Origin of the sequence: Shinella sp. HY16 (assembly GCF_028534175.1) — a bacterium.
Taxonomy (GTDB): domain Bacteria; phylum Pseudomonadota; class Alphaproteobacteria; order Rhizobiales; family Rhizobiaceae; genus Shinella.
Map to the genome: position 1 here is coordinate 252,813 of NZ_JAHYXL010000004.1, position 24,286 is coordinate 277,098.

Here is a 24,286-nt window from a genome sequence, read left to right on the forward strand (position 1 = left end):
TCGCGTGATGGCAAGCCGCCTAGAAGCGAATCTCCAGCAGGGAGAAATCGTCCGGCAGCGGCCCGGTGCCATTGAAGGATTTCACCCAGGCGAGGATGTCCTTCGGACCGCTGGCATGGGCTTCGGCGTGTTCGGCGAGCGCCTCGACGCTCAGCATCTCCTCGTCGGGCCCATCCACCTCAAATGTTCCATCGCTGATGACGAGCAGCCTGTCGCCCGGGAAGATTTGGGTGACGTCGCTGTCATAGTCCATGTCGGGCAGCGCGCCGATCGCCACGCCACCAACGGTGATGAGCAGTTCGCGGGAGGGTGTGCCCGCGGGGCGGCCCGGCCCGCGCAGGAGGATCGATGGCGGATGGCCGCCGGTCGCATAGCGCAGTTCGCCGGTGCTCGCCTTGTAGACGCCGTACCAGATGGTGAAGAACATATTGTTCTGTTTTTCCATCGGAAACGTGTTGTTGAGCGCCTTCAGCACCGTGGACGGATCACGGAAATCCGCGCCCGTCAGTGCGGAAGCGCGCAGCACGTTGATGACGGTGACGGAGAGCAGCGCGGCGCCGACGCCGTGGCCGCAGACATCCAGCAGGTAGATGGCGAAATGATCGTCGTCGATGCGGTGGTAGCCGAAGGAATCGCCGCCGAGCTCGGTGGAGGGCACCAGCAGCCAGTCGGTCGCGGGCGCTTCGGTGCGCTTGTCGGGCAGGATGGAGAAGACGTAGCGGCCGGCATCGTTCAGCTCCTCGTCGAGCCGCGCCTGCGTGCGCTCCAGGAGCAGGTTCTGCTCGGCCAGTTGGTCCTCGACGGCCTCGCCATGTTCGATCATGGCCTCGTAGAGCAGCTTCAGATCGTCGTATTCTGCCTCCAGTTGTGCAAAATCGAGGCGCAGCCGGGCGAGTTCCGCGGCGTCGCCATCCGTGAAAGGTACTGAAGAAGCGGCAGACAAGTTTGACGAATCCTTCATGATTGTATGGAAAGCTCCTCACACGTTCGGAGGGGGCGGCGCAACTACCGATATCATATCGCGCGTGCCGGTCTCCGCTGGCAGCCCCCGCGCATCGCCCGCACTTCGGACATTACATAGTCTAGGAATTTCCCGAAAGATAGGTAAGCGCGCGGCCGCCGCTCCCGCTTACGACATCATGAGGCTGGGGCGAATGGATCTTCGAGCAGTGCAGACGGGAGCGGACGATCATGTCCTGCTTCTGGAGTTCGACATGGACATGGGTGGCTTTGCGTCCAACTGGGCCTATTGCGACCGGCTGTCGACCTATTTCGCCCGCATGATCAGCCACAATCGAAGCGACTCGCTGCTCTATTCCAACCTGTTCTCTTCGGCCCTCAACGAGCTTCTGGAAACGGTCTATCGCCTGCACGCGCCGACCGGCAGCTTCGTCTGCGCGGTTTCCCGCAAGGGCGCCAGCGACCGCATCATCCTGACCATCCCGGCCGATGCGCAAACGGCCGGTTTCTATCGGCAGGCCGTCGATGTCCTGAACGAAGGCGACGTCGCCGCGCGGTATCACAGTGCCCTCTTCACAGAAGGCCCCCTGCAGCCGAATATCGGCCTCCTGGAGCTGGCCGTCGACTATGCCGCCCGCTTTTCCATCGAACCCGCCGACGGAGATGCCATCCGTCTCATTGCCGAACTCACGCTGGAGGCAACTGTCGCATGATCGCCGATTCGCTTGTCCAGACCTACAAGGTCTCCTTTGACGAAAACAATCAGGAGTTCGCGCTGTCCGGCTCGATGCGCCCCGAGCGCGCTGCCGAGATGGAGGCATGCGTCCGCCTCATCGAAAAATCGATCGCGTCGATCCGCGGCACCTTCTACGTCAACGTCAAGCGCCTCGTGCGCCTCAACAACGTGGCGTTCCACGCGCTGGCCGGCGCGCTGCTGAAGGCGGCCGAGGAGCGGCCGGAGCTCAAGATCTCCATCGTCACGTCGAGCGTCATCGGCTGGTCGACGAAGAAGTTCGGCGCGCTGACGGCCAAGAACCCGCGCATCCTCGTCGAGGAATATGACAGCGAGTTCTACCCGGGCCAGGCCTTCCTGGAAGAGGGCGGCTTTGTGCCGGTGCTGCGCACGCAAACCAAGCTGACCTGGAAACACGAGCGCTCCATCCTGCCGCGTCACGGCCTCGCCCCGGGCATGACCATGGCGGACATCTGCTGCGGCATCGGCGATTTCGCCGTGCTGGTCGCCAAGGAATTCTCCCCGTCGCGCATCGTGGCGCTCGACCATTCGAAGTCGAGCCTTGCCTATGCGCGCCAGGTCGCCAGCGAATTCGATATCGGCGGCATCGAATACATCTATGGCGATGCGGCCGAAATGCTGCTGGAGGACGGCCAGTTCGACTTCGTCTCCTGCCGCCATGCGCTGCAGATCTTCAACAAGCCCGAGATGATCGTCGAGGAGCTGGTGCGCATCTGCAAGCCCGGCGGGCGCGTCTACGTCACCAACGAGAAGATCTCCCAGTGCCTCGGCGAGCCGCGCGGTCCGTCGATCCAGTGGACCTATGACCAGCTGTCGAAGCTCTTTGCCGATTTCGATATGGATCTCGAATTCGGCCCGAAGAGCTACCAGGCCCTGCAGCGCGCCGGCCTCGAGGACATCCGCATCGAAAGCTTCATGGTGACCAACCGGGACGGCGACGCGCAGGCCTTCGCCGACATGGTCATGGCCTGGGAGGAAATGTTCGCCGGCGGCATGTGCGAGAAGCGCGGTGACGACGCGGCCTTCGTGGAGAAGTTCCGCCGCGGTTTCGAGGATCATATCGCCGCCGCCCTTCACCCCGGCGGGTATGCCGGCTGGCCCGTCTGGGTCGCGTCGGGACGCAAGCCGCAATGAGCGATTTTGCCGAAACGCCGCCCTCGCTCTGGGGCTTTTCGCTGACCTCGTTCCGCGCGAAATTCGTGCTCGTCGTCGGCGGCGCCGTGCTGGTGGACCTCCTGGTCGCCGGCGGCATTGCGCTGTGGAACGTCAACCGCCTTTCCACCAACGCCATGGACGAGGTCGGTCGCGGTCTCGAAAAGGCGAATATCGAATACCTGCAGAACTATATCGCGACGACCGTCGAGCGCACGGACCTGCTGCTCGACCGCTACCATTCCGAGGTGAGCGGCCTTGCGGGATCGATGCAGACGTTCATTGACAATCCCGCGCTTTCCGACAAGCTCGGCCAGCAGCTGCAAACCGACGGCGTGACCACCCCGCTCGCCTATAACGAGGCCGGCAACTGGTGGCAGAACCAGCCGGGCGAGGCTTCCGCCGTCACCGTCTGGGGCTATCTGCTCGACGAGAACAAGCAGCCGACGCCGGATGCGATGAAGACCGTGCGCGAAAGCGCCGCCTTCAACCTTGTCGGCCCGAGCTTCCTGTCCGCCGGCCCGCCGAAGCTGCAGATGTACTATATCGGCCCGCGCGCCAACCCGATCCTGCGGTCGACGCCCTACAACGACCAGGGCTCCGTCTTCGACAAGGTCTATCCCGGCCACAACGAGACGAACTGGTGGGATTTCTATTTCCCCGGCCTCTACGAGACCTGGGAAACCTGGCTGGCGAAACCGTCGGAGCGCCCGGTCGACAGTCCCATCACCATGCTGTCTCCCTATCTCGACGGCATTACCGGAAAGATCATCGTCAGCTTCTTCCAGCCGCTGACGACGCCCGACCGCAAGGACCTCAACGGCATCGTCGGCGTCGACCTGACGCTCGACCAGCTCGCCGACATCGTCAAGAGCGTGAAGATCGCCGAGACGGGCTTCGCCTTCCTCTCGATGTCGAACGGCAACGTGCTTGCCGTCACCGAGGACGGCGAGAAGACGCTGGGTGTCAAGATCAACAACGAGAGCGGCTTCGACCGGCGGCTTGCGCACAGCAGCCAGGCGGCCATTGCCGGGCTCGCCATGCCATCCAGCCCGGAGACCGTGCTTACCACGCTGACGCTGAAGGAAAACGGCGAGGACGTGCCCTATGTCGTGCTCCTCAAGCAGCTCAACGCGGAAAACCTCTATACCGGCAAGGTGCCCGTCACCCGCGAGGTCATGTCGCTCGGCTTCATGGTGCCCGAGCGGGAGATCTATGCCTCGCTGATCGCGGCCAAGGACGGCATTTCGGCCGAGACGCGCCAGGTCGTGACCTGGCAGGTCGGGACCGTCATCCTGTCACTGCTCGTCGTTCTCAGCGCCGTCTTCGCGATTTCCGGCCGCATTACCGCCGGTCTGCGGGCGCTGGCGGATGCTGCCCAGCGCCTCCAGAACAAGGACTATTCCGTGCGTGTCGCCATTCCCGCGCGCGACGAGGTGGCCGCCGTGGGCGTCGCCTTCAACCGCATGGCGGAGGAGATCAGCTACCACACGGAAAACCTTGAAAACCTTGTTGCCGAGCGCACCAAGGCGCTCGAAACGGCCAATGGCGAGATCAGCGCGCTGAATGCCAAGCTGAAGAGCGAGAACCTGCGCCTCGGCGCCGAGCTCGATGTCGCCCGGCACATCCAGATGATGGTGCTGCCGAAACGCGACGAGCTGGACGAGATCAAGGGCATCGACGTCTCCGGCTACATGGAGCCGGCCGACGAGGTGGGCGGCGACTATTTCGACGTGCTGCACGATCAGGGCCGCATGAAGGTCGGCATCGGCGACGTGACGGGCCACGGCCTCGAAAGCGGCGTGCTCATGCTGATGGTACAGTCGGTTGCGCGCGCCCTTCAGGAGCAGGGCGACGAGGATCCGCGCGAATTCCTTGAAGTGCTGAACCGCGCCGTCTTCAAGAACATCCAGCGCACCAAGACCGACAAGCACCTCTCGCTTGCCTTCCTCGACTACGAGGATCGCAAGATCACGCTGTCCGGCCAGCACGAGGAGGTGCTGGTCCTGCGCGACAACGATGAGGTCGAGCGCATCGACACGGTCGATCTCGGTTTCCCGATCGGCCTGGAAAGCGACATCGGACCCTTCGTCGACACGCATGAATTCCCGTTCGATTCCGGCGACGTCATCGTGTTGCACACGGACGGCGTGACCGAGGCGGAAAGCCCGGCGGGCGAACTCTTCGGCTTCGATCGGCTGTGCGAGAGCGCCAAGCGCCATCGCCGCAAGGACGCCGACGCGATCAAGGACGGCATCATTGCCGACCTCATGGCACATATCGGCACCCAGAAGATCCACGACGACATCACGCTCGTCGTCATGAAACACAGGTAACGTCATGGAAGCCACATTCGGACAGGTGGAATTCACCAACGGCGCCGGGGCGCTGAAGAACCGCATCCGTCTTGCCGACGGGCCGCTCGACCTTGCCTGGCAGCATTGCGGCGTTACGTCGGAATTCCTCGGCGACTTCTTCGCCCTGCGGCGGCGGGACGAGGGCGGCGATTATAACGAGGCGCGCCACAGCATCGGCTATCTCGCCAACGAACTGCTCGAGAATGCGGTGAAGTTCCGCCATGGCGACGGCATCACGCTGGAGGCCTCGCTCGACGGCAGCTGCTTCGAGATCCGCATCAGCAATCTCGTCACCCAGGAGACGGCCGGCAGGTTCCAGGCGCTCCTTGCCGAACTGACGACCCGTGACCCGGGTGAACTCCTCATCGAACGCATCGAAGAAAATGCGGAGAACATGAATTCGAGCGGCTCGGGACTTGGCCTGCTCACCCTAATGAGCGACTATGGCGCGCGTCTCGGCTGGCGTTTCCAACCAGCGGCAGTACCGGACGCGATGCGCCTCGACACCTACGCCGCCCTCGACATCGTTTGAGCAGACATACCGGGAGTTTATTGTACAAAATGGAAATCAAGACGAACGAATACCGTGTCTGGAGCGAGGGTTCTGCGATCCATTACGAGGGCACGATGCGCCTTTCCGGCACGGAGGCCTATGCCCCGATCCTGGAACTGATGCAGCAGGTGCTGACCGAGAAGCCGGAAACCATCACGCTCGATCTGTCGGGGCTGGAATTCCTCAACAGCTCCGGCATCAACCTGCTCGCCAAATTCACCATCGACGTGCGCAAGCAGCCGGGCATCGGCCTCATGGTCAAAGGCAGCACGCAGATCCCGTGGCAGTCCAAGTCCCTGCCGAACCTGAAGAAGCTGCACCCGGCAGTCAATCTGGTCATCGCCTGAGGATGGAGGGGCGGAGCGCCCCTCATCCGCCTGCCGGCAGCTTCTCCCTGCAAGCAAGGCGAAGGGAAGATGCCGCCGCCGTTTTTCCCGCTCACGACGATTTGTAGGGCAAGTCCCCTCTTCCGCTTGCCGGGAGAGGGTCAGGGTGAGGGGCAGGTGCCCTCTAGTATCCGCAGGAACTCCGCCGCCGTCGGCCGGTCCGCCGCACCGATTCCCGCCATCAGCACGCCGAGCAGAGCGGGGTCCTCCCGTTCCAGGGCCGCGGAGACGACGAAAGCCGGCGGCTCGCCCGCCCGCCGGCGGCGCAGCACCGCCTCCGCCTCGCCTTCATAGGGCTTTTCCCCCGTCAGCAGGAACAGGCCGAGCGCCGCGAGCGGCCAGATGTCGGCCGCCGGACCGGCCGGTTCGCCGGCAAGCTGTTCCGGCGCCATCCAGGCGGGCGAACCGGACAGTTCCGCTCGCTGCAGGTCATCGCCGGGCGTACCGGCAATGCCGAAATCGATGAGCACCGGCGTTCCGCCGTCGAAGAGCACGTGCGCCGGCTTCACGTCGCGGTGGACGACACCGCGCGCATGGGCGAAGGCAAGCGCAGCGGCAAGCCTGGCGAGCAGCGGGCGGAGGGCGGCCGGATCCGCGTAGCGCGCCGCCACATCGGGTTCGCAAAGCGCCTTCCCCAGCATCTTGAAGGCAATCCAGTCCTCGCCCTCCGCCACGAGCTGCGGCAGCGAGGGATGTACCAGCAGCCGGGCGATCCGCCGCTCGCGCTCGAAACGCCGGAGCGCCACGGCATCCCCGTCCCCGACGAGACGCTTGACGATGACGGGCGCCGCCCCGATCTGCGCGCGGTAGACCCGCACGGGACCCTGCCCGCGCAGGACGGCTTCGCTGACCGGGGGCGGTGCGCCCATCGGCCTAGATCGCGCCGATGCGCCGCCACATCGGCAGGGCGACGGTCAGGATCAGGTCGACATTTTCCCGGATGACACGCAGCGCCTCCCCCTCGTCCTCGATCGGGACGCCCTCGTTGCGCAGCCGGTCGCCGCGCGCCGCCAGCAGGGCGTGGATGGCCGCCGTCACCGCGCCGGCCTCCGCCTCGACGCCGTCGAGCAGCACTTCGTAGGCCAGCATTTCGAACAGGCGCACCGTGATGCCGGAGCCGATCCCCGCCGCCGCGAGCGCGCAGACGGCGCGGCCCTCGTCGGAGCAGATCCTGAGATGGGCGCGGTTGTAGCGCCGCACCGCTGCGACGCTCTCCTCCGTCACCGCATTCGGCAGGGCCATCACCTGGCGGGAGCCGATCAGCATGCCCAGTACCTCACGCTCCGTGGCGGACGAGCCGTCCGCCTCCGGCAGGCTCCTGAGCGCGCCGATCGTCATGGGGCCTTCGGCGAGGGCGGCAAGGGCCGGGCCGTAGAAGCTCTCGTTCAGCGTTGCCTCGCCGACCGGCACCTTCACGGAAAGCTTGATCGCGGAGGGTGGCACGACGAGGGCGAGCCTGCGGGCCGCCAGCCGCTTTTCCAGCCGCCGGGCGGCGATCGGCCGGGGCCCGCGCATATAGATGTCGCGCCGGAAGCTGCGGGCAAGGAAGAAGTCCCGCGCGGTTTCCGCATGGGCGGCGGGGAAGCCCTCGATGAGACGCCGCTGGGCGTCGGTCGTGCAGAGGTCCGGATAGTTCTCGAAGAGATTGGCTGCGGCGACGAAGGACAGCTTGGCCGCCGCCAGATCCTGCGCCACGTCGATCTGGTAGCAGGGCGACCAGTGTGCATTGAGATATTCGTGGCTGAGATAGGCGGTTCCCTCCGCCCGCTCCTTGTCCAGCCGGTCGAGCATTTCCGCCGGGATCAGGTCGGCGCCGGCCTCGGAGAAGGCGCGAGCCATGTCCAGCGCCCGCAGCACGCGCCGGTCGCTGCGCTCGCTGTCATGCGCGGCGGCGAGGCTGACGAGGCGCTGCATCGGCATGGAAGCGGTCCAGCGCGGCAGAGCATTGTAGGTGACATAGAGGAGCCCGCCGGGCTTCAGATGACGGGCGGCGAAATCGACGATATGGCGGCGGTTCTCCGCGCTGACCCAGCTCCAGACGCCATGCAGCGTGATATAGTCGAACATCGGCAGGCCCGGTTGCCGGCCATGGGCCAGATCCTCGAAGGAGGCCTCCTCCAGGCGGATATTGCCGACGGAACCGGCCGCGGCGAGCGAGCGCCCGCGTGCGATATGCGCCGGATTGAAATCGAAACCCCAGACGTCGGCCTGCGGGTTGGCTGCGGCGATCGTCAGCGCCGTTTCGCCGACCCCGCATCCCAGTTCGCAATAGGCGAAGGGCGCCCCCTCCTCCACCGGCGGCTCGATGCCACGCAGGAGACAGGCCACGTCCAGATGCGCCGGCGTCTGCTCGATATAGAAGCCGGGGAGATATTCGATGTCGGAAACGTAGCCGTGGGTCCAGTCATTCATGATGAAATCCTATGCTCGAGCAATATCAATAGGGATACGCGGGCGGCGCGGGAACGACAGGTGCGCCAGTCTTCTGTTTTTCCGCAAAACCGCTGCGCAGCTCTGCCGGGAACGTCTTTCAGCGCAGATGCGGCGGCGGGCGGAACTGGACGGCGGCCGGCTGCTGGCGCGGGCGTGCCGGCTGGAGCCAGGTGTTCCAGCCGAGCCTGCTCGCTTTGGTGTCCTCGCGCTGCCCGCCGAGCCGCAGCGCCGGCACATGGTCGGGTTTCAGCTCCAGGCGGATGTTGAACATCTTGTCGGCGCCGAGCGCGCTGGCGGCAAGGTCGGTGAGTAGCCGTGCCCGGCTGCCGTCCGGCAGCAGCGATCGGAAGGCCGGATAGTCCAGCCCCTCCACGCGCAGCGTGACCGTGGACTGGATGTCGAAGGTCTTCGTACCGATCACCGCATCGTCGCCGAGGCACGCGAAGGCGCCACGCGGCCGGGTGCGGTCGGGCAGTTGCGTGCGGTCGGACGGGGCGATCGGATACCATTCGCCGGCGAACTGCTCGACGCGCAGCGTGTGCCCGAGCGCGCCGGCGAGCGCCTGCTCGATTGCCACCGCCGAGCGGCCCTGCCGGGCAAGAAGCCCGCCGAAGAAGACGAAGGTGTGGTCGCCCACCCGGGTGCGGTCGGTCATCGCCGGCAGGCCGAGGCCGACAAGGGATTTCAGCGCGTGGTCGATGGGGGCGGCGGTCGAAAGCTGCGCCGCCCGCTCGCGCTCGATCGCCGGGCGATACTTGGCCCAGGCATTGTAGAGCAAGCCAGAAAGCCGGTTGTTGAAGACGTCGAAGAACTCGCGCAGGGCAAAATTGCGTTCGCGCACGCTCATCTGCACGAGCTCGCTCATGGCATGCGGCAGCACGCCCGAGGGGCCGGTCAGGCCGACCAGCGTCTGCGTCATCTCGACAGGTCCGCCGCTGCGCGGTCGGCGCACGGAAAGCACCTCCGCCGAGGCGAAGCCGAGCGGCACCGACGAACGGATCTTCACGGCCGCCCGCTCGGGGTCCACCCCCTGCCCGACCGGATCGACCGGCCGGTGCGCGGTGTCGTGCCCCTCCTCCGCGCCAAGCGCTTCCAGGATGCGGATCATCTGGAAGAGTTCGAACGCCTGCGGCCCGTCGAAGGCGCGGGCGACTAGAGAAGAATTCGATCGCCTGCCCGTGCCGGCCATGTCTTCAGCTTTCCGCTTCGCCCCCGAACGAGGGCGGTGAGCCGTGAGAATGAATTGACGCTCGCATAGAGGCCGAGGAAACGCTCGATGATGCTCGCCATGAGGAATACGCCGTTACCGGAGAAATTGCCTTCCTCGAAGGTCATCGTCACGTCGACGCCGCGGCAGAAGGCGCTCTGGCCGAAGCTGCGCACCCGCGCCGTGCCGCTTTGCGAGGAGAGCGCCGTGATGCCGTCGATCAATGCCCGCGTTTCGGCGGAGTTGCGGAAATCGTAGAGCAGCAGGATTTCCTTCAGCGCCTCCACCCCGCCATCGGAGACGAGCGAGAGATGGTTGAGCGCCAGATGCGAGATAAGCCGCCAGCGCCCGCCCTGGCCGTAATGCGGGCGGATCGTCGCGGTCGGCACCGTCAGCAGCCGCATGCCCTTCACCATCGGCACCGGCTCGACCATCCGCAATTGCGGCTGGCCGCCGCCGAAGGGCAGCCGCTCCGGCCGGTTGCGGTTGAGGCAGAGCGTTTCCACCGACAGGACGTCGTCGGCAAGGCTCTTCGGGTTGAATTCGGGATCGGAGAGCGACAGGAAGACCTCGCTGCCCGGGTTCTCCTCCTCGGCCGGCCGGCGGTGCGAGAGCCACCAGGCTGCCGCCTTCTCCTCGCCGCGGACCTCGTCGGCATCGACGCCGTGGCGGATGCCGTAGAACGGCGACAGCGTCCTCGCGTCCCCCTCGGCATTCACGGTGGCAACGGCCTCGATGCTGTAGACCTCCAGCGCATTCAGCCGCCGGCTGTCCGGCACGACGCGGTATTCGGTGACCGTCCTGTCGAGCTTGACCGGCTCGGCGGTCTGGGGGAACAGGTTGACGATCGGCGTGCAGCCGAGCGCGAAGGCGGCCGCCGTCAACGAGCGCTCCAGGCTGGGCGCGGCACGGTTGAGATAGAGGAAGACGTCGAGCGTACGCCCCTTGCCGGCAAGGCGCCCGGCCTCCGGGAATTCGAGATCGACGAACAGGAATTTTTCGGGGAAGGCGAAATACTCGGTCAGAAGCCGGTAGGCCGGATGCGAGGCCTGCGGATAGGGCAGCATGCTCTCGTGCGGGCCGAAGCCGCCCGGTGAAAGAGCGTCGGCATCCAGCATTGCCGGGCTGCGGTCGCTGGCGCCTTCGGCAAAGGCGATCGCGACCACGTCGTTGAGCAGGAGTTCGTAGAGCGGATAGACGAGCTGCGGCTGGCCCCGCAGGAAGAAGCGCAGGCGCCCGGGATTGTAGCTCGAAAAACTCTGGTCCTCACCCGCCATTTCCAACGTCAGGCGCAGGCAGCCCGCCGCATTGTGCGCCTGCGGCGTTTCCGGCGCGGTGATCGGGCGGCCGGTGAGCGTGGCCGCACGCACGACGATCGGATGCAGCGTGACATCCGAGCAGGTACTGAACCGGCAGCGCTCGCCATCGACCGGCTCGGTGTCGAGCAGCGTGCCCGACGGGACGGGATAGGGCTCTGCCAGCTCCGCCTTCGGATCGAGCTGGAGGATCGACATGGACGGGATCGGCCGGTCGAAATGCGGATAGAGGATGCCGAGCATGGCATTGGTCAGCTCAGGGAAATCGTCGTCCATCTTCTGCCGCACGCGGGCGGTGAGATAGGCGAAAGCCTCGATGAGCCGGCCGACATGCGGATCCTCGATCGCGTCCTCGGACAGGCGCAGCCGGCCCGCGATGCGCGGGTTTTCGGCCGCAAAGGCCGCCGCAGCCCGGCGGATGCTCAGCAGTTCGCGGTTGTAGTGGACAAGCAGATCATCCGACATGGAGGCCCCTTGGCGATTGGAAACGGGCATATCGCGATGGTTGTGCGGACATTGGCGCACTCCGTTTCATGCTGTCAAGGAAAGGCGGACGGTGTCTCATAGCGTCGGGCACGCGAACGGGGAGAGGACGTCGCGCGCGAAGGGGTTGCGCGTGGCGGGGGCGGTGAGGCGCATCAGCACGGCGCGGCTGCCGAGGCGGAACTGGTAGGTGACGACGTCCGTCGGGTTCTTCTCGATCTTGCGGCCCTGGTCGAAAAGGCGGAAGAGCGCCCAGGCGCCCTGTTCCGTCAGGATGTTTCGCTGGCCGGCAACCTCGGGCGTCATGGACATGGACGCGCCCGCCACCAGGTTCTCCGGCGGCCAGAGATATTGCGTGCCTGCCGGCGGTCCGTGCGTGTAGCTCGCCACCTTGCCGCCGATATCGATGAGGAAGGCGCGGGCCGTCATGTCCAGCTTGCCGACTTCCACGGTGAAGTCGACATTCGGCTTCTCCTGCCCGGCAAAGAAGACGGTCGTGATGTCGTCGGCCTTTTCGAAGGCGGCGAGGACCTCATCGGGGAAACCGAGGCCGAATTGCTGGCCGCTTTTCCAGCGCCAGGGCTTCGTCGTCCGGTCGATATAGGGCTTCAGATAGGTGTCGCGGAAACCGGCGATCGCGCCTTGCGGACCGAGCAGCCGGGAAAAGTCGTCGAGCGAGGCGTCGTTGATGCTCTCCCGGTCGAAGGGGTAGCGGCCGACAGTCGTGGCGGTGCACAGCGGCAGGATGGTCGAGGTCCAGATCTCCTTCAGCCGCTCACGCGAACTGCCGCCCGTCACCGCGCCCACCTGGGTGAGGATGCGGGCGAAGAAGGGCTGCAGGTTTGCCGGGAGCTTGCCGTTGCGGTCGGTGAGCTGGCTGAGGATCGTCTGCGGTTCGGCGCCGAGCTCCAGCACGTCGCCGCCGGCTGCCACGTGGTTCAGCTGGCGATAGAGCGGTTCGAGCGCGGCGAGCATGTCGTCGACTTGCGACTGCTGTCCCTCCGCCGCCGGCACGACCGCGAGACGGAAGGCCCTGAAATGATCGCTGACCGATTGCGGCACGTTGACGACGCGGCGCGGCGCCCGCACGGTCTTCGTCACCTGCGAAAGCCGCTCGGCCGCCAGTGCCTCGACGGCGCTTGCCGCCGTCGTCGACAGGTCCTGGAGATCCACCTCCGTGGCGATGGCGACGAAAAGCTCCTTGGCCGGCGAAGGGTTGCCGGCGACGATGGCCACCGCATCGGCAAGACGGCGTGCGTCGGTCTCGCCGGAAATGCCGAGGTCGGCGATCAGGCTGTCCCAGCGGCTCATGTAGGTGACACGGTAGAGATCGGCGAGGCCGTCACGGATGCGGCCGGTCTCGCGCTCGCGGTCGAGCGCGGTATCGGGCCGGCCCATCACCCAGAGATCGTCGGCAAGCGTGCTCGCGGCCTCTGCCGAAGCGCGCATCATCACGCCGAGGCCGTTCTTCGTGTAGATGCCCTCGATACCGTCGAAGAAGCTTGCCCCGCTCACCCGCGCCAGCGCCTCGGGACCGGAAAGCCCCATATGGTCGACCGGCCGCCACATGGCCATCGCCGCAACGTCGGGCAGCGTCAGCGCCTGGTCGTAGGCAAGCCGGGCGAGGCTGTAATTGGTGATGTCCGCCCTCGCCTTCTCGATCAGCGCGACATCGGCCGCCGGCGCCGGGATCGCAACGGACGCGAGTTCGGAGAAATGCTCGGCAATGCGCCGGTCCACCGCGTCGCTGCGGTCGTAGAGCATCCAGTTGGCGGCAAAGTCCGGGCCGAGCAGTGCTGCTGTCTCGCGGCCCGGCGGACGCTCGCCGGTCAGCATCAGGTAGAACTTCAGCTGGGTGAAGCGCAGTGCCGCGGGTGTGGCGGGGTTCTCGAGGCCCTGACGCAGATATTGCCAGACGAAGGGAAAGAACAGGTTGGCAAGCGCCTTGTCATAGGCCTTGCGCGCCTCGCCCTGCACAGGATCGGGGCTGTAGAGGCCGAAGGTCGCGCCGCGCGGTTCGGCCTCGCTGAGCGCGGCAAGCCGGTCGAGCACCGCCAGGACCGGCTCGAAGCGCATGGAGAGCGTGCCGCCCGGCACGGCCTCGGCGATCTCGCCGCGGGCCGCGGTGGTCTGGCCGGTGACGCCGGCGACATAGGCGCGCCCGTCGGAAAAGCCGAACCACCAGAAGGCGAGCGCGGCGAAGGCGGCAAGGCAGAGGACGGCGTTGATCGCCAGATCCTTGAACCGCGCCGCCGCGAGCGCCGGCCGCGTCAGCCCGCCAAGATCGGCCTCCGGCAAGATGGCCTTGCGGAAGAGCCCGTAGAGGAAGAAGGGCCGCACGCGCCGCATGCCCGGATCGGGTGCCAGCGACAGCGCCGCCGCGCTGCGCCCGAAGACCGGCGCGAGCGAGCCGGCCAGCGCATCGACATTGTCGCCGTCCTGCCGGCAGGAGACGAAGAAGACGCCGCGCATGTTCGTGGCGGTGCCGAAGCGGTGCTGGGTGGCAAGCTGCTGCACGAACGGCTGGATGCGCTCACGCAGCAGCGCGAACTGTGCGGGAAACTCGAAGGCCCGGCGGCGGCGCATCTCGTCGGGCTCTTCCTGCAGGCAGACGAACTGGCGCTGCATGATCCGCTCGACGAGGCCGGCAAACCCCTTGTCGAGGGCTTCTGCCGGTCCGCGCGCATCGCCGCCGAGATCCGGCGCGATCGGCAGGCCAAAGGCGGCCGCACGCTCTTCGGTCGTCAGGTCCTCGAAAAGCTCCTCGAAGCCGACGATCCGGTCGAGCTTCGTCACGACGATGTAGACCGGCGCGTTGGCGCGCAGGCGCTGCACCGCCTCGTCGAGCCGCTGGCGAATGGCCGTGGCATAGGCGACCGCCTCTTCCGGCAGCATGGCCAGCAGCTCGTCGACACTGATCGCAACGAGGATGCCGTTGACCGGCTGGCGCGACCGCAGGCTGCGGATGTGCTGCAGCGCCTTGAGCCAGAGCTGGCGTGCCTGCGGCTCCTCGCTGCCGGTGAGCCGGCCGGAAAACTCCACCAGCAGTGCCTGGTCGCTGATGTGGAAACGGGCGGAAGGGGTCTCCACCGTGCCGTCGCCCTCGAACGGCAGCGTCAGGCCGCTGGCGCGCACCAGCGACGTCTTGCCCGCGCCGTCGGCGCCGAGCACCATGTACCAGGGCAGTGCGTAGCGCGCGCTGACGAAGAGATCGCCATGGCCCCGCCTGAGCAGGCCCATCGCCCGGCCGGCCGCGTCGCGGAACGCGGATATCTCGGCTTCGGCCTCTGCCGTGGCCCTGTCGGATTTTGCGGTCGCTTCCTCTTCCTGCTTGCGCAGGGCCGCAAGCAGCGCGGCCTCTTCGCTGGACCGCTTGGTGCGCATCAGGAAACCGACGCCGCCCCAGACGAGCGCCAGCAGGAGGAGCATGGCAAGACGGGCGCTGGACGATCCCAGCGGGCGCATGTCGCCAAAAGCGATGAGCGGGCCGATGAACCAGACGACGAGTGCTAGAAACAGCACGACGAGCGTCAGGATGACGCCCGGGCGGCGCAGCACCCGCAAACGCTTCCTGAGTCGCGCACCCACGCTCACGTCAGGCTTTCCCGGTAGGCGATGCGTCGGCGTGCGGCCTCGACATAGGCGCGGTCGACGGCAAGGCCGCCGGCCTGGCGGATCGCCTCCAGCGCCTCGGCGACGAATTTTTCGGGATGACCGCCGGCAACCGCCGGGGCGCGGTTCTCGAGCCATGCGCGCAATGCCGGCGAGGCCGGATCGCCGGCCGTTTCAGCCAGGGCGATCAGCGCATTGAGTGCTGCCGTGTCGTTCCCGTCTTCGACGAGGTCGGCCTCGAGCCAGGCGGCGACCTGCGGCGCGAGCGCATTGACGTGCAGCGCCCGCTTCGCCTCTGCAAGACCGTCCTTCAGCATGCCGCGCTTGTCGAGCCAGAAGGCGTAGCGCGGCACGGGCTTCTGCGCGGCCAGCACGAGGCTCACCGCATCGAGCCGCTCCAGCGCGGCAAGCGTGCGCGGCAGGTCCTCCCGGCGCGTGGGTCCGGTGAGCGGCGCGGCATCGCCGATCGCCTCCTGCACCTGGCGCCGCAGGCCGATCTCGTGGTCGAAGGTCGAGAACAGGGCGTAGCCGCCGGCCGCACAGACGAGGAGGGCAAGGGCGAGCGGCAGCCAGTAGAGGGCGGGCGCGGCCGCGCGCTGGCGCTCCTTCAGCACGAGGCCGGCTTCCGGGAGGATGGCCTTCTTCACGGCGCCGCTGATGAAATAGCCGTGGTTCAGTTCCTCGTCGCCGCCGAGATCGGGCGGCAGCATGCCGCTGCGGGGCATGGCGAAGCGGCGCGACAGTTCCGGCAGCAGGGCGTCGATGGACAGCATCTCCTGGCGCGCGCTGGTCATGAAGATGCCGCGCAGGAGAACGCCCCGCCAGGCGCCGTTGCCCATCGGCATCATCGCATCGACAACAGGCATGATGATGCGCTGGATCGCCGCGATCTGCGCGGAAAAACCGTGGATATGCACGCAGCGGATCGCATCGGCCTCCTTCGACAGGAGTTCGATATGGCGGCGGCGCATGGTCTCGACGATGTCGCCGAAGCCGGCGTCGATCTCCGCGTGCAGCGCCTCGACGGTTTTCGTCTCTTTTCTGTCATGCGCCAGGGCAAAGCCCCAGGGCTGTGCCCGGTCGGCCGGCTCGATGCGCTCGAAAATCTCCTGGAAGCCGGGCACGAGATCGGTGCGTGACAGGAGCGCATAGGCCGGAAGCGTCTGGTCGAGCGTCTCGTCGGCCTGGCGGAACCAGGTGGCGATGGTTTCGGCGGTCATGCGCTGCTCGATCTGGTCGGCCAGGACAAGATCCGCCGGACTGACGACGAGGAGGATGCCGTTGACGGGCAGCTTCGGCCGCACGGCGCGCAGCAGGCGGAACAGTTCGCCGGCATCCTCGGAAACCTGCGCCTCGACGAACACGGCCTCCGGGCCGACCCACCAGTTGGCCGGGCCGATCGTCTTCGGCATGCCGAGGCGCATCTCGGTGCTTTCGAGCAGGCAGGTCTTGCCGCTGCCCGCCGGGCCGACGACGAGGAAGAACGGCACCGAGTAGCGCCCGCGCGCACCCTTGAGGCCGCGATCGGCGAGGAAGGCGGAAACCTGCCGGCGCAGGTCGCGCAGCGCCGGCGTCTCGGGCGTGCCGCGCTTCAGGAAGAGGCGGGAGAAGACCACCGGCAGCAACGCCCAGACCACGACGGGCAGCAGCGGCAGCAGGAGCTTCAGGTCGGGATTGTCGACGGGCGGCTGCTTGGCCAGAAACCAGCCCGCGGCAAGCGCCGCCGCAAGTCCGAGAAACCAGGTGATGAGCAGCCATGGCCTCATGGCGTCTTTTCCGCCGGGATCTGGAATTCGACGCGCCGGTTGCGCGCGCGGTTCTCCCGCGTCGTGTTCGGCAGGATCGGGTCGTTGGCGCCGCGGCCCTCGAAGGTGACACGCGCAGCGTCATCGACATGACGTTGCAGCATCTGCGCCGCCGAGCGCGCCCGGGCGAGCGAAACCGCCATGTTGTCGCCGAGCGGGCTTCCCGCGCCGACGGGCACGTTGTCGGTATGGCCGACGACGACGATGGCGCCGCTCTCGCCATCCAGCGCGTCGCCGATCTTGGTGATCAGCGGTTCCTCGGCCAGCGACAGGTCGGTGCCGCCGGAGGGGAAGGAGGCCTTCAGCATGCGGATCGCGACCTTGTCGCCGATGCTCGCCACCTCGACCCGGCCATCGGCGATCTCGGCGGCCAGCGCCTCCGACAGGCGCTCGATCTGCGTCTTGCGCACCGGCGGCACGGGATCCGGGATGGTCGGGATGCCGGCGCGCTCGACGAGAAGCGGAATGGCGGGAACGAGCGCGCTGATCTGCGTCGCGGTCTCCTCCATGCTGGAGCGCAGGCTGATGGACGAGAAGGCCCAGATGACTGCGAGCAGCGCCAGCAGCACGAGCGCCGCCGCCCAGGGCGCTGCCATGCTGCGCGGGGCGCGGTGCGGTGCGGCGGCACTTTGCCAGACCTGGGAGAGATTGCGCTCATAGGGGCCGCGTACCCGGCGGATGACGCGGTAGAGATCCTGCCTGAGCCGCGCGAACTGCCCCTGCCCGCCATCCATGACGCGGTACTTGCCGCTGAAGCCGATGGACAGGCAGATCGCCATCAGCTCCAGCACGTCGATGTTCTGCTCGGGCTGCTGCAGGAGCTGCTGGAGCAGGTCGTAGAAGCGCTCGCCGCCCCAGGTCTCGTTGTAGAGGATGGAGACGAGGCTCTGGCTCGCCCAGCCGGTCGTCGCGCCCCAGCGGGTGTTGAGGATGATGTCGTCGATGACGGCGCACAGCGCATAGCGCGAGACGCGCACCAGCCGGTCGGGCGTGTCGCGCGCCATGGCGGCCGTCTCGAAATTGCGGATCTCCTCCAGCACGCGGCGGCGGAACTCGGCGATGTCGTCGGGCGCGGCGCTTTCGTTGAGCCGGCCGGCAAGCCAGAGCAGCGGCGAGGCGGCGCCGACCAGCGGGTTCACCGCGGCAAGGTCGAAGGCCTTTTCGATGGCGGGGTCGCCGCGATGGCGCGCGCGCTCGACCGGCAGGGCATCCAGCCCGAAATCGAGATCGTCCTTCTGGCCAGCGACGGGACGGGCGGCGAAGAAGCCGCCATCGCCGGAAAAACCACCGCGCGGCAGGCTCTCCTGGCCGAAGCCGGACACCGGGCGTGCCTGAACGCCGCCGAGCGGCCTGCGGATCGTGTCGTCGGCGTTCGGGAAATCGGCAAATGGATCGTTCACGCCCGCCTCCTCAGTCCTTCACGGCCCAAAGGTCGAGCTCGAGCGCCGGGAAATCGCCGGCCACGTGGATGGCAAGCCCGGTGCCGGCCGCGATCTGCTTCCAGTTGGGGCTGGAGCGGTCGAGCTCGAAATAGGCTTTCCCCGTGTGGTAGGGGATCTGGCGCGGGGCGACCGGCAGGGCGCGCAGCATGACGCCCGGAAGCGCCGCATTGACGAGTTCGGTGATCTGCTCGGCTGCGCCGATCTTGATCTGGCCGACGAGGCGGCGCACCAGCGCATCGGCCGGCATGTCGGCCTTGGCGGCCAGGATGAAGGAATATTTGCCGTAGATCGAGCGGTCCGGCACATCCGCGACGCGGATGCCGTAGCGATGCTCGATGAGCGGGATGGTGATGGCGCTGCGCTCCAGAACGGCGTTGAGCGCCTGGCGCACCGCCGCCGCGACGGGCGCGAAGGAGAGCTGCAGGCGCTCGTGATCGTAGACCGGGAAGGGGCGCGGCCGGTGGCCGGCGGCGGTGAAGGTGGCAAGCTCGCCGGCGAGCCCGATCATCGCCACGAACAGCCGCTCGGGATGCACGAAGGCCGCCGAGGCCATATGGGTGAAGACGGGCTGCCAGCGGTTGATCGTCTGCAGCATCATCAGGTCGGTGATTTCGGCGGCCGTTCCCACATTGGTGCCGGCAAGGCGCGAGGCGATCGCTTCGCCGCGATGGTTGGTGAGGCCGACGATTTCCGTCAAAAGGCCGGAGAGGATCGGCGAGACGGAGCAGTCCATCGCCGGCGGCACGTAGCTTTCGTCGAGCACCACGGAATTGTCGCTGCGCACCTCGACGATGCGCGCGAGCCCGATGCCGACGAGGCCGCTGCGGTCGCTCGTCTCTAGCCCGTAGCGCAGGCGCAGCTTGCCGACATTGATCGGCGCGGCGGAGAGATCGGAGCTGTTGGCATCGGCCACATCGACCTCGGCGAGCGTGTAGCGCGTGGTCAGCTCGGCATCGGCGTCCGCCACCTCGCGTCCGCCCGGCTCCGTCAGCGGCAGGGTGAGGTAGATCACGGCGTTGCGGACGCTCTCGCCGAGCATAAGCGGCGGCAGGCGTACGCCGCCGTCGGGCAGGGAGAATGGCGTGCCGTCGGGAAACACGCCGGCCGCGCGCTCGACGGCGAACTGGCCGATCGACAGGAGTTCGCGGTTGAGGCGCAGCTCGGTCAAGCCCCAGCCATAGGGAACGAGCGCTTTGGTCCGGGCTCTCAGCTGGCGCTCGACATGGCGCGCTTCCTGCTGGAAGTGCTGGGCACGGATAAACATCCCCTCCGACCAGATCACCTTGTCATCGAACGACATCCACACCCTTCCTTACGCCGGCGGCGCGGGCTCTGCCCGCGTCGCACCGGCCTTGCCGCTACGCCACGACTTGCTCAGTCCTGCGGCCCCAGTTCGATGGACAGCGTCTTCAGCTCCGCCTTGAGCTTGAACTTCTTGTCCCCCTGGAGCCCGACCATGGCCCGCCACTTGGCCTCCTCGAAATTGCGAAACCCGACCACCACGGCAATAATCGTGGTTCCCTCGATCAGGTTCGCCTTGACCCGCTGCACCTCACCGGGTGCGAAATAAAGTTCCGTCTTGCCCAGCATGGTGGGCCCCAGCGTTTCGGCATCCGCTTCCCAGAGCTGGCGGAAGCTGGCATTGGCGAATGCCGTCTCGCCGTTCAGCTGGTAGAGCCGCATCACCACCGGTTGCGGCAGCCCGTCCGGCCCCGGATTGACGAGGGGTGAGGCGACCGCGATGACGTCGAGACTGGCATCGACCGGCGCCGGCTTGATCTCGATCTCCGTCGGCGGCGGCTTCTTCGCACCGAAGGCACCACAGCCGGCGAGGGAAAAGGCCACCAGACCCAGGCACAGGAAGGCGAAAGGGCGCGCGAGCGCCGCGCACAACCCGGCCAGCCACCACCGCACCGGATAGAGTCCAGTCGTCAACCTGCCTTCTCCTTGCGAAGAAGATCCCGCAACCGCCCCTCAAACCTACGCTTTTCGTCCACAGACAAGACCGACATCGCCGCTTCAACAGCCCTCGCGAACGCCGCCGCATCCAGCCCTACGGCTGCCGCAACGAGATTCGCTTCCGCATCGGACGAGGCTACCGTCTCGCCCGCCGCATTGGTATTTGCATTCGAGGCATTGCCCATGCCCCCGGAGATATCCACAGGATTTGGCTCGCCATGCCGGCTTGCCGCATCGGGAATCCACCAATCCTGTAGGACCGCAACCTTGTCTCTAGCATTCTCCGGCGTCGCATCCGGCAAGATGGCGGACTCCACGGCCTGCTCGGCAAGGTCGTCGAAACCGAAGGGGCCTTCGGCGAAGGGATCGTCGGCGCCGGCGGAGGGAACGGCCTGGCCGGCATTGGCCGTGACGAGCGGCGCTTCCGTCTCGATCGCAATCGCGATGACGGCATCGCCGAGCGTCAGCACATCCCTGTCGACCAGCATGCGGGAGGCTTCGCGCCCCAGCGGCACGCCGTTGACCAGGACGCCGTTGGTGGAGATGTCGGTGAGAAGAAAGCCGCCGGCCTGCCGTTCGATGCGGCAATGACGCTTGGAAACGATGCGTTCGGGATCGGCAAGCACCCAGTCGGCCTCGGCCGAGCGCCCGATGACGACGGCACCCGTCTCGACGGTCTTCTCCCGCAGACCGGCCATCAGCCGCTCCGGCCCCTTGAGTACGAGTCGCAATCGCATTGTCCACCCCCGCTGACGATCCGGATCTTCCGTCTGACCGAAAGAATCACGGAATCGCTGGCACGCGGGGATGTTACCCCACCGTCTTGCGCGCGACCACCAGATAAGCGGAATAATACATGCAGGAGCGATCGTGCAACCGGACGTGCCAGGGCACTTCGGCAGGGGCCCCGGTGCGTCGGAGCGTATCGGCGGCAAGCGGCCCGTCGGACAGGAGGAGGTCCAGAATGGCCTCCGGGCTGCCGGCATGGCCGGAGCGCTGCGAGTGGCCGCCCAGCCAGGCTTCCACCGGCGTCACCTGACCCGCCCAGTCGAAGGGCACGGACAGCACCGCGCTGCCGTGGTCGGCAAGCACGCGGCTGATTTCGATGAGCCCTGCCCGCGGATCGCGCATACAATCGACGACGTTCATGCCGATGGCAAGCGCGAAGGTGCCGGCGGAAAACGGCAGCGCGAGCGCATCGCAGAGCCACACGTCACCGCGCCCTTCGGCCCGGTGGCGGAGGGCGTAGGACCGCCGGTCGTACACGAGGCCGACGCGGCGCAGGCCGTAGTCGATGCGGCCGCCGACCACCGCCTGTCGGCCGCAGCGCGCCAGCGGCACGGAGAGGTCGATGCCGAGCACGTCGCGGCCGAGCCGCTCCGCCGCGTCCGTCACGGTGCGGCCGGCCGCGCAGCCGATGTCGAGCACGGGGCCCTCCGGCAGGTCCCCGTCCAGCATGTCGAGGGCCTGGGCGAGGTTGCGCGACACCGCGCCGGGCACGCCGCCGCCCGGCACCGGGGTGAAGGCGGCGGGATCGTGATCTCCCCAATGGTCCCAGGCGTAGGAGGAGACGTGCTGGCGGATCGATTCGAGACCGCTGCCAGGCCCCGCGGCGTCGCCCAGCAGGCTTTCGACGGCGGGCGTCAGGTCGGTGCGGGCCACGAGGTAGAAGAGGTTGTCCTGCACGAAGCGGCGCACCTCCGGCACGATGACCGGCATGCCGTCGAGGATGGGGAATTCCGAGCCGCACAGCGCGCAGGAGAGGATGCCGCTCTGAACGTCCTCCCCGGTCTCGGCCTCGATCGTGGTGAGCTTCAGCCGGCCTTCCAGCCCGTTCAGCCGGCAAACCGGACAGACCGGCCGCAACGTCTCGAAATGGGTTATCCGCACGTCAGCCGCCGATCATCACGGTCGGGCAACCGGGCGGCAGGATCTTTCCGACGGGACTGGGGATCGGCGCGACGCAGACGGCGTGCAGCGTCAGGTCGTTGACCCTTGCGGCCGGCAGGCCGCCGATCAGAACGGTGGAGGAGCCCTTGGAGATCATGCCCGGTCCACCGGGCACGCAGCTGGGCAGCGAGCAGAGGATCGTCATGTCCGTCATCCTTGCGGCGGGCATGTTGCCGATCATCACGGTCGGCAGGCCGCCGATGATGGCAAGCGGCAGGGCGGGATGGGGCACCGGCGTCGGTACAAGCGCGGCCGGGTGGATCGGCGCATGGCAATGCGGCGCATCCTGCTTGACCATGTCTCCCATGCGTGCGGCGTTCACGATGCCTTCTCCGCCTCTGCGACGAGGTGTTTTTCCAGTTTCAACACGTTCCAGCCATTACGGCGGCTGTAGGAAACCCTGTCAAGCAGCGTGCGCACGAAATGCATGCCGAGGCCGCCGATCTGTCGGCTTTCCAGGTCCGCCTCCAGGTCGGGCTCGGGAATGCCGAGCGGATCGAAAGGGCGCCCGTCGTCCTGCACCTCGATCGTCAGCAGGTTCGACGCGATCGACAGGGCGAGGACGATTTCGTGGGCTCCGCCGTCCTCGAAGCCGTAGTTCACGATGTTGGTAAGGATCTCGTCGAGTGCCACGTCGATGCCGGTGACATCGGCCTCGCCGGCGCCGTGCGTCTCCAGAAAGCGCCGCACCTTCTCCGCCGCGACCTGGATGTCGCCATGGGTGTTGCCGAGGGAGAAGGCCGCTTCCTGCGCAAGGCGGCCGCGTGCCTTGACGAGCAGCGCGCAGGCCGCGCCGGAGCGGCCTCGGCCGATCCGCTCGTGCACCAGCGCGGCGATGCCGTCCAGCGGTGTGGCGACCGCGGCCGGAGGAGCGGCGACGTCGCCGGCCGTCAGCCACGCGATGTCGCCAGCCTGCAGAACCGCCGTACCGGCCTGTTCCGACCGGGCGAGAACCGCCGATGCCCTGCCGCAGGCCGCCCCCGATGCCGTGCCGGTGACGACGTCGAGGACGAGGAGGCCGATATCGAGGCCGGCCGTGTCGATCCGCTCCGCCAGGGCCGCCAGCGCCTCCTGCGCACTCGCCGTCTTGGCGACAAGGGCGCGCAAAAGCTGCCGGATGCCTGCCGCGCGCAGCGCCGCGGCGATGTCGCCACCCGCTACCCGCACGGCGCTGGCGGCGAGCAGCGACGGCGCCGGCCAATGATGGTCGTAAAAGGAGACGGCATCGCCCGCATCGCCCGCACCGCCTTCCAGCTCGGCCTCGCGGCGCACCGGAAACCGTTGCGGCAAGAGGGACGCGCGCAGATGCGCGATCAGCGCGGCATCGGAGACAGGGCCTTCCCGCATCACGCCGGCACACCGAAAAGTGTCAAAAAACGTTCTGGCAAGTCGCGCAACTTTCTGAAATCATCGCCCGCATCCGACGCCGTCCCGGCGAAGCGCCAGAGTGATCAACAGGAAGCCCGAGGTCAATATCATCATGAACATCGCCGAGGCCCGGCAGGGAGGCAAGCTCGTCGTTTCTCCCAGCGGCAGGATCGACAGCCAGACCTCTCCCGTCTTCGACAGGCATCTTTCCGCGGTCATCGACCGGGGCGACGTCAACCTCGTCATCGACCTGACAAATCTCGACTATATCAGCAGCACCGGGCTTTCCGCCTTCCTCTCCGCGGCCAAGAAGATCCGCGCGGCAGGCGGCGGCATGGCGCTGGCCGGCCTCAACAGCCGCATCCGCCTGGTCTTCGAAATGAGTGGTTTCTTAAGGTTGTTTCCAATCTACCCGAATGTGGACGCCGCACTCTCCGGGTGAGAAACAAACGACGGTAGACTTTTACGCGTACTAGGTTTTAGAGTTGGTAATCGTTTTGCCTTACGAGAATTGATTCTAATCATCCTTTTACGCTGAAGCACGGTTAT

20 protein-coding genes are annotated in these 24,286 nt (G+C 67.0%); 6 read left to right on the forward strand and 14 right to left on the reverse strand.

Annotation, left to right across the window (positions count from 1 at the left end; translation table 11 throughout):
• Positions 1-19 precede the first annotated feature (19 nt).
• The gene (locus tag K0P03_RS30115) at positions 20-961 is read right to left on the reverse strand and encodes a PP2C family protein-serine/threonine phosphatase (RefSeq protein ID WP_050744306.1); all 942 of its coding nucleotides are present in this window, start codon (positions 959-961) and stop codon (positions 20-22) included.
• Between the two features lie 193 nt (positions 962-1,154).
• On the opposite strand from K0P03_RS30115, the gene K0P03_RS30120 reads away from it, so the two are divergent.
• Genes K0P03_RS30120 through K0P03_RS30140 form a run of 5 tightly spaced genes read left to right on the forward strand, consistent with a single transcriptional unit; the run spans position 1,155 to position 6,123 of the window.
• Positions 1,155-1,673: a hypothetical protein gene (locus K0P03_RS30120; RefSeq protein ID WP_023515362.1), complete on the forward strand. Its 519-nt coding sequence runs from the start codon at positions 1,155-1,157 to the stop codon at positions 1,671-1,673.
• Positions 1,670-2,848, forward strand: a complete 1,179-nt coding sequence (locus tag K0P03_RS30125) for a class I SAM-dependent methyltransferase (protein WP_130516862.1) — start codon at positions 1,670-1,672, stop codon at positions 2,846-2,848. The genes K0P03_RS30120 and K0P03_RS30125 overlap by 4 nt, the downstream gene beginning before the upstream one ends.
• Complete coding sequence (locus K0P03_RS30130; RefSeq protein WP_272791523.1) at positions 2,845-5,202, forward strand: SpoIIE family protein phosphatase; 2,358 nt, start codon at positions 2,845-2,847, stop codon at positions 5,200-5,202. Before K0P03_RS30125 ends, K0P03_RS30130 begins: the two co-directional genes overlap by 4 nt.
• A 4-nt stretch (positions 5,203-5,206) precedes the next feature.
• Entirely contained in the window at positions 5,207-5,755 is a 549-nt protein-coding gene (locus K0P03_RS30135; RefSeq protein WP_023515365.1) for a slr1658 superfamily regulator, read from the forward strand.
• Positions 5,756-5,784: 29 nt separating this feature from the next.
• The gene (locus K0P03_RS30140; RefSeq protein WP_023515366.1) at positions 5,785-6,123 is read left to right on the forward strand and encodes a slr1659 superfamily regulator; all 339 of its coding nucleotides are present in this window, start codon (positions 5,785-5,787) and stop codon (positions 6,121-6,123) included.
• A 140-nt stretch (positions 6,124-6,263) separates the two neighbouring features.
• Here the strand turns inward: K0P03_RS30140 and K0P03_RS30145 are convergent, their stop codons facing one another.
• From K0P03_RS30145 to K0P03_RS30205, 13 genes are all read right to left on the reverse strand, one after another.
• Positions 6,264-7,031: a protein kinase domain-containing protein gene (locus tag K0P03_RS30145; protein WP_272791524.1), complete on the reverse strand. Its 768-nt coding sequence runs from the start codon at positions 7,029-7,031 to the stop codon at positions 6,264-6,266.
• A 4-nt stretch (positions 7,032-7,035) separates the two neighbouring features.
• Positions 7,036-8,574, reverse strand: coding sequence for a class I SAM-dependent methyltransferase (locus K0P03_RS30150; RefSeq protein WP_272791525.1), 1,539 nt, complete (start codon positions 8,572-8,574; stop codon positions 7,036-7,038).
• Positions 8,575-8,692: 118 nt separating this feature from the next.
• Complete coding sequence (gene tssG / locus K0P03_RS30155) at positions 8,693-9,784, reverse strand: type VI secretion system baseplate subunit TssG (RefSeq protein ID WP_272791526.1); 1,092 nt, start codon at positions 9,782-9,784, stop codon at positions 8,693-8,695.
• Positions 9,748-11,583, reverse strand: coding sequence for a type VI secretion system baseplate subunit TssF (gene tssF, locus K0P03_RS30160; protein WP_272791527.1), 1,836 nt, complete (start codon positions 11,581-11,583; stop codon positions 9,748-9,750). The genes tssG and tssF overlap by 37 nt, the downstream gene beginning before the upstream one ends.
• A gap of 96 nt (positions 11,584-11,679) precedes the next feature.
• Positions 11,680-15,195 carry a type VI secretion system membrane subunit TssM gene (gene tssM / locus K0P03_RS30165; protein WP_272791528.1) on the reverse strand — a complete coding sequence of 1,172 codons (3,516 nt, stop codon included), beginning with the start codon at positions 15,193-15,195 and terminating at the stop codon, positions 11,680-11,682.
• Positions 15,192-16,979, reverse strand: a complete 1,788-nt coding sequence (locus K0P03_RS30170) for a type VI secretion protein IcmF/TssM N-terminal domain-containing protein (RefSeq protein WP_272791529.1) — start codon at positions 16,977-16,979, stop codon at positions 15,192-15,194. The genes tssM and K0P03_RS30170 overlap by 4 nt, the downstream gene beginning before the upstream one ends.
• Complete coding sequence (gene icmH / locus K0P03_RS30175) at positions 16,976-18,418, reverse strand: type IVB secretion system protein IcmH/DotU (RefSeq protein ID WP_272791530.1); 1,443 nt, start codon at positions 18,416-18,418, stop codon at positions 16,976-16,978. Before icmH ends, K0P03_RS30170 begins: the two co-directional genes overlap by 4 nt.
• Positions 18,419-18,428: 10 nt before the next feature.
• Positions 18,429-19,760, reverse strand: coding sequence for a type VI secretion system baseplate subunit TssK (tssK, locus tag K0P03_RS30180; protein WP_024270065.1), 1,332 nt, complete (start codon positions 19,758-19,760; stop codon positions 18,429-18,431).
• Between the two features lie 74 nt (positions 19,761-19,834).
• The gene (gene tssJ, locus K0P03_RS30185) at positions 19,835-20,395 is read right to left on the reverse strand and encodes a type VI secretion system lipoprotein TssJ (RefSeq protein ID WP_272791531.1); all 561 of its coding nucleotides are present in this window, start codon (positions 20,393-20,395) and stop codon (positions 19,835-19,837) included.
• Entirely contained in the window at positions 20,392-21,150 is a 759-nt protein-coding gene (locus K0P03_RS30190) for an FHA domain-containing protein (protein WP_272791532.1), read from the reverse strand. The genes tssJ and K0P03_RS30190 overlap by 4 nt, the downstream gene beginning before the upstream one ends.
• 79 nt (positions 21,151-21,229) lie before the next feature.
• A complete protein-coding gene (locus K0P03_RS30195) occupies positions 21,230-22,309 on the reverse strand; it encodes a class I SAM-dependent methyltransferase (RefSeq protein WP_272791533.1) in 1,080 nt (359 codons plus the stop codon).
• 1 nt (position 22,310) lies between these two features.
• Positions 22,311-22,691: a PAAR domain-containing protein gene (locus K0P03_RS30200; RefSeq protein WP_023517450.1), complete on the reverse strand. Its 381-nt coding sequence runs from the start codon at positions 22,689-22,691 to the stop codon at positions 22,311-22,313.
• The gene (locus tag K0P03_RS30205) at positions 22,688-23,716 is read right to left on the reverse strand and encodes an ATP-binding protein (protein ID WP_272791534.1); all 1,029 of its coding nucleotides are present in this window, start codon (positions 23,714-23,716) and stop codon (positions 22,688-22,690) included. The genes K0P03_RS30200 and K0P03_RS30205 overlap by 4 nt, the downstream gene beginning before the upstream one ends.
• 100 nt (positions 23,717-23,816) lie before the next feature.
• Here K0P03_RS30205 and K0P03_RS30210 point away from each other — a divergent pair, with 100 nt between their 5' ends.
• A complete protein-coding gene (locus K0P03_RS30210; protein ID WP_245290162.1) occupies positions 23,817-24,179 on the forward strand; it encodes an STAS domain-containing protein in 363 nt (120 codons plus the stop codon).
• The last annotated feature ends 107 nt before the right edge of the window (positions 24,180-24,286 follow it).

Bases quoted from the DNA above. Each gene is read 5' to 3' on its own strand.
- tssK (WP_024270065.1), bottom strand. From the start codon at position 19,760: ATGTCGTTCGATGACAAGGTGATCTGGTCGGAGGGGATGTTTATCCGT.
- tssF (WP_272791527.1), bottom strand. From the start codon at position 11,583: ATGTCGGATGATCTGCTTGTCCACTACAACCGCGAACTGCTGAGCATC.
- K0P03_RS30150 (WP_272791525.1), bottom strand. From the start codon at position 8,574: ATGAATGACTGGACCCACGGCTACGTTTCCGACATCGAATATCTCCCC.
- K0P03_RS30205 (WP_272791534.1), bottom strand. From the start codon at position 23,716: ATGCGGGAAGGCCCTGTCTCCGATGCCGCGCTGATCGCGCATCTGCGC.
- tssG (WP_272791526.1), bottom strand. From the start codon at position 9,784: ATGGCCGGCACGGGCAGGCGATCGAATTCTTCTCTAGTCGCCCGCGCC.
- K0P03_RS30115 (WP_050744306.1), bottom strand. From the start codon at position 961: ATGAAGGATTCGTCAAACTTGTCTGCCGCTTCTTCAGTACCTTTCACG.
- K0P03_RS30125 (WP_130516862.1), top strand. From the start codon at position 1,670: ATGATCGCCGATTCGCTTGTCCAGACCTACAAGGTCTCCTTTGACGAA.
- K0P03_RS30135 (WP_023515365.1), top strand. From the start codon at position 5,207: ATGGAAGCCACATTCGGACAGGTGGAATTCACCAACGGCGCCGGGGCG.
- K0P03_RS30120 (WP_023515362.1), top strand. From the start codon at position 1,155: ATGGATCTTCGAGCAGTGCAGACGGGAGCGGACGATCATGTCCTGCTT.
- K0P03_RS30145 (WP_272791524.1), bottom strand. From the start codon at position 7,031: ATGGGCGCACCGCCCCCGGTCAGCGAAGCCGTCCTGCGCGGGCAGGGT.
- K0P03_RS30140 (WP_023515366.1), top strand. From the start codon at position 5,785: ATGGAAATCAAGACGAACGAATACCGTGTCTGGAGCGAGGGTTCTGCG.
- K0P03_RS30130 (WP_272791523.1), top strand. From the start codon at position 2,845: ATGAGCGATTTTGCCGAAACGCCGCCCTCGCTCTGGGGCTTTTCGCTG.
- K0P03_RS30170 (WP_272791529.1), bottom strand. From the start codon at position 16,979: ATGAGGCCATGGCTGCTCATCACCTGGTTTCTCGGACTTGCGGCGGCG.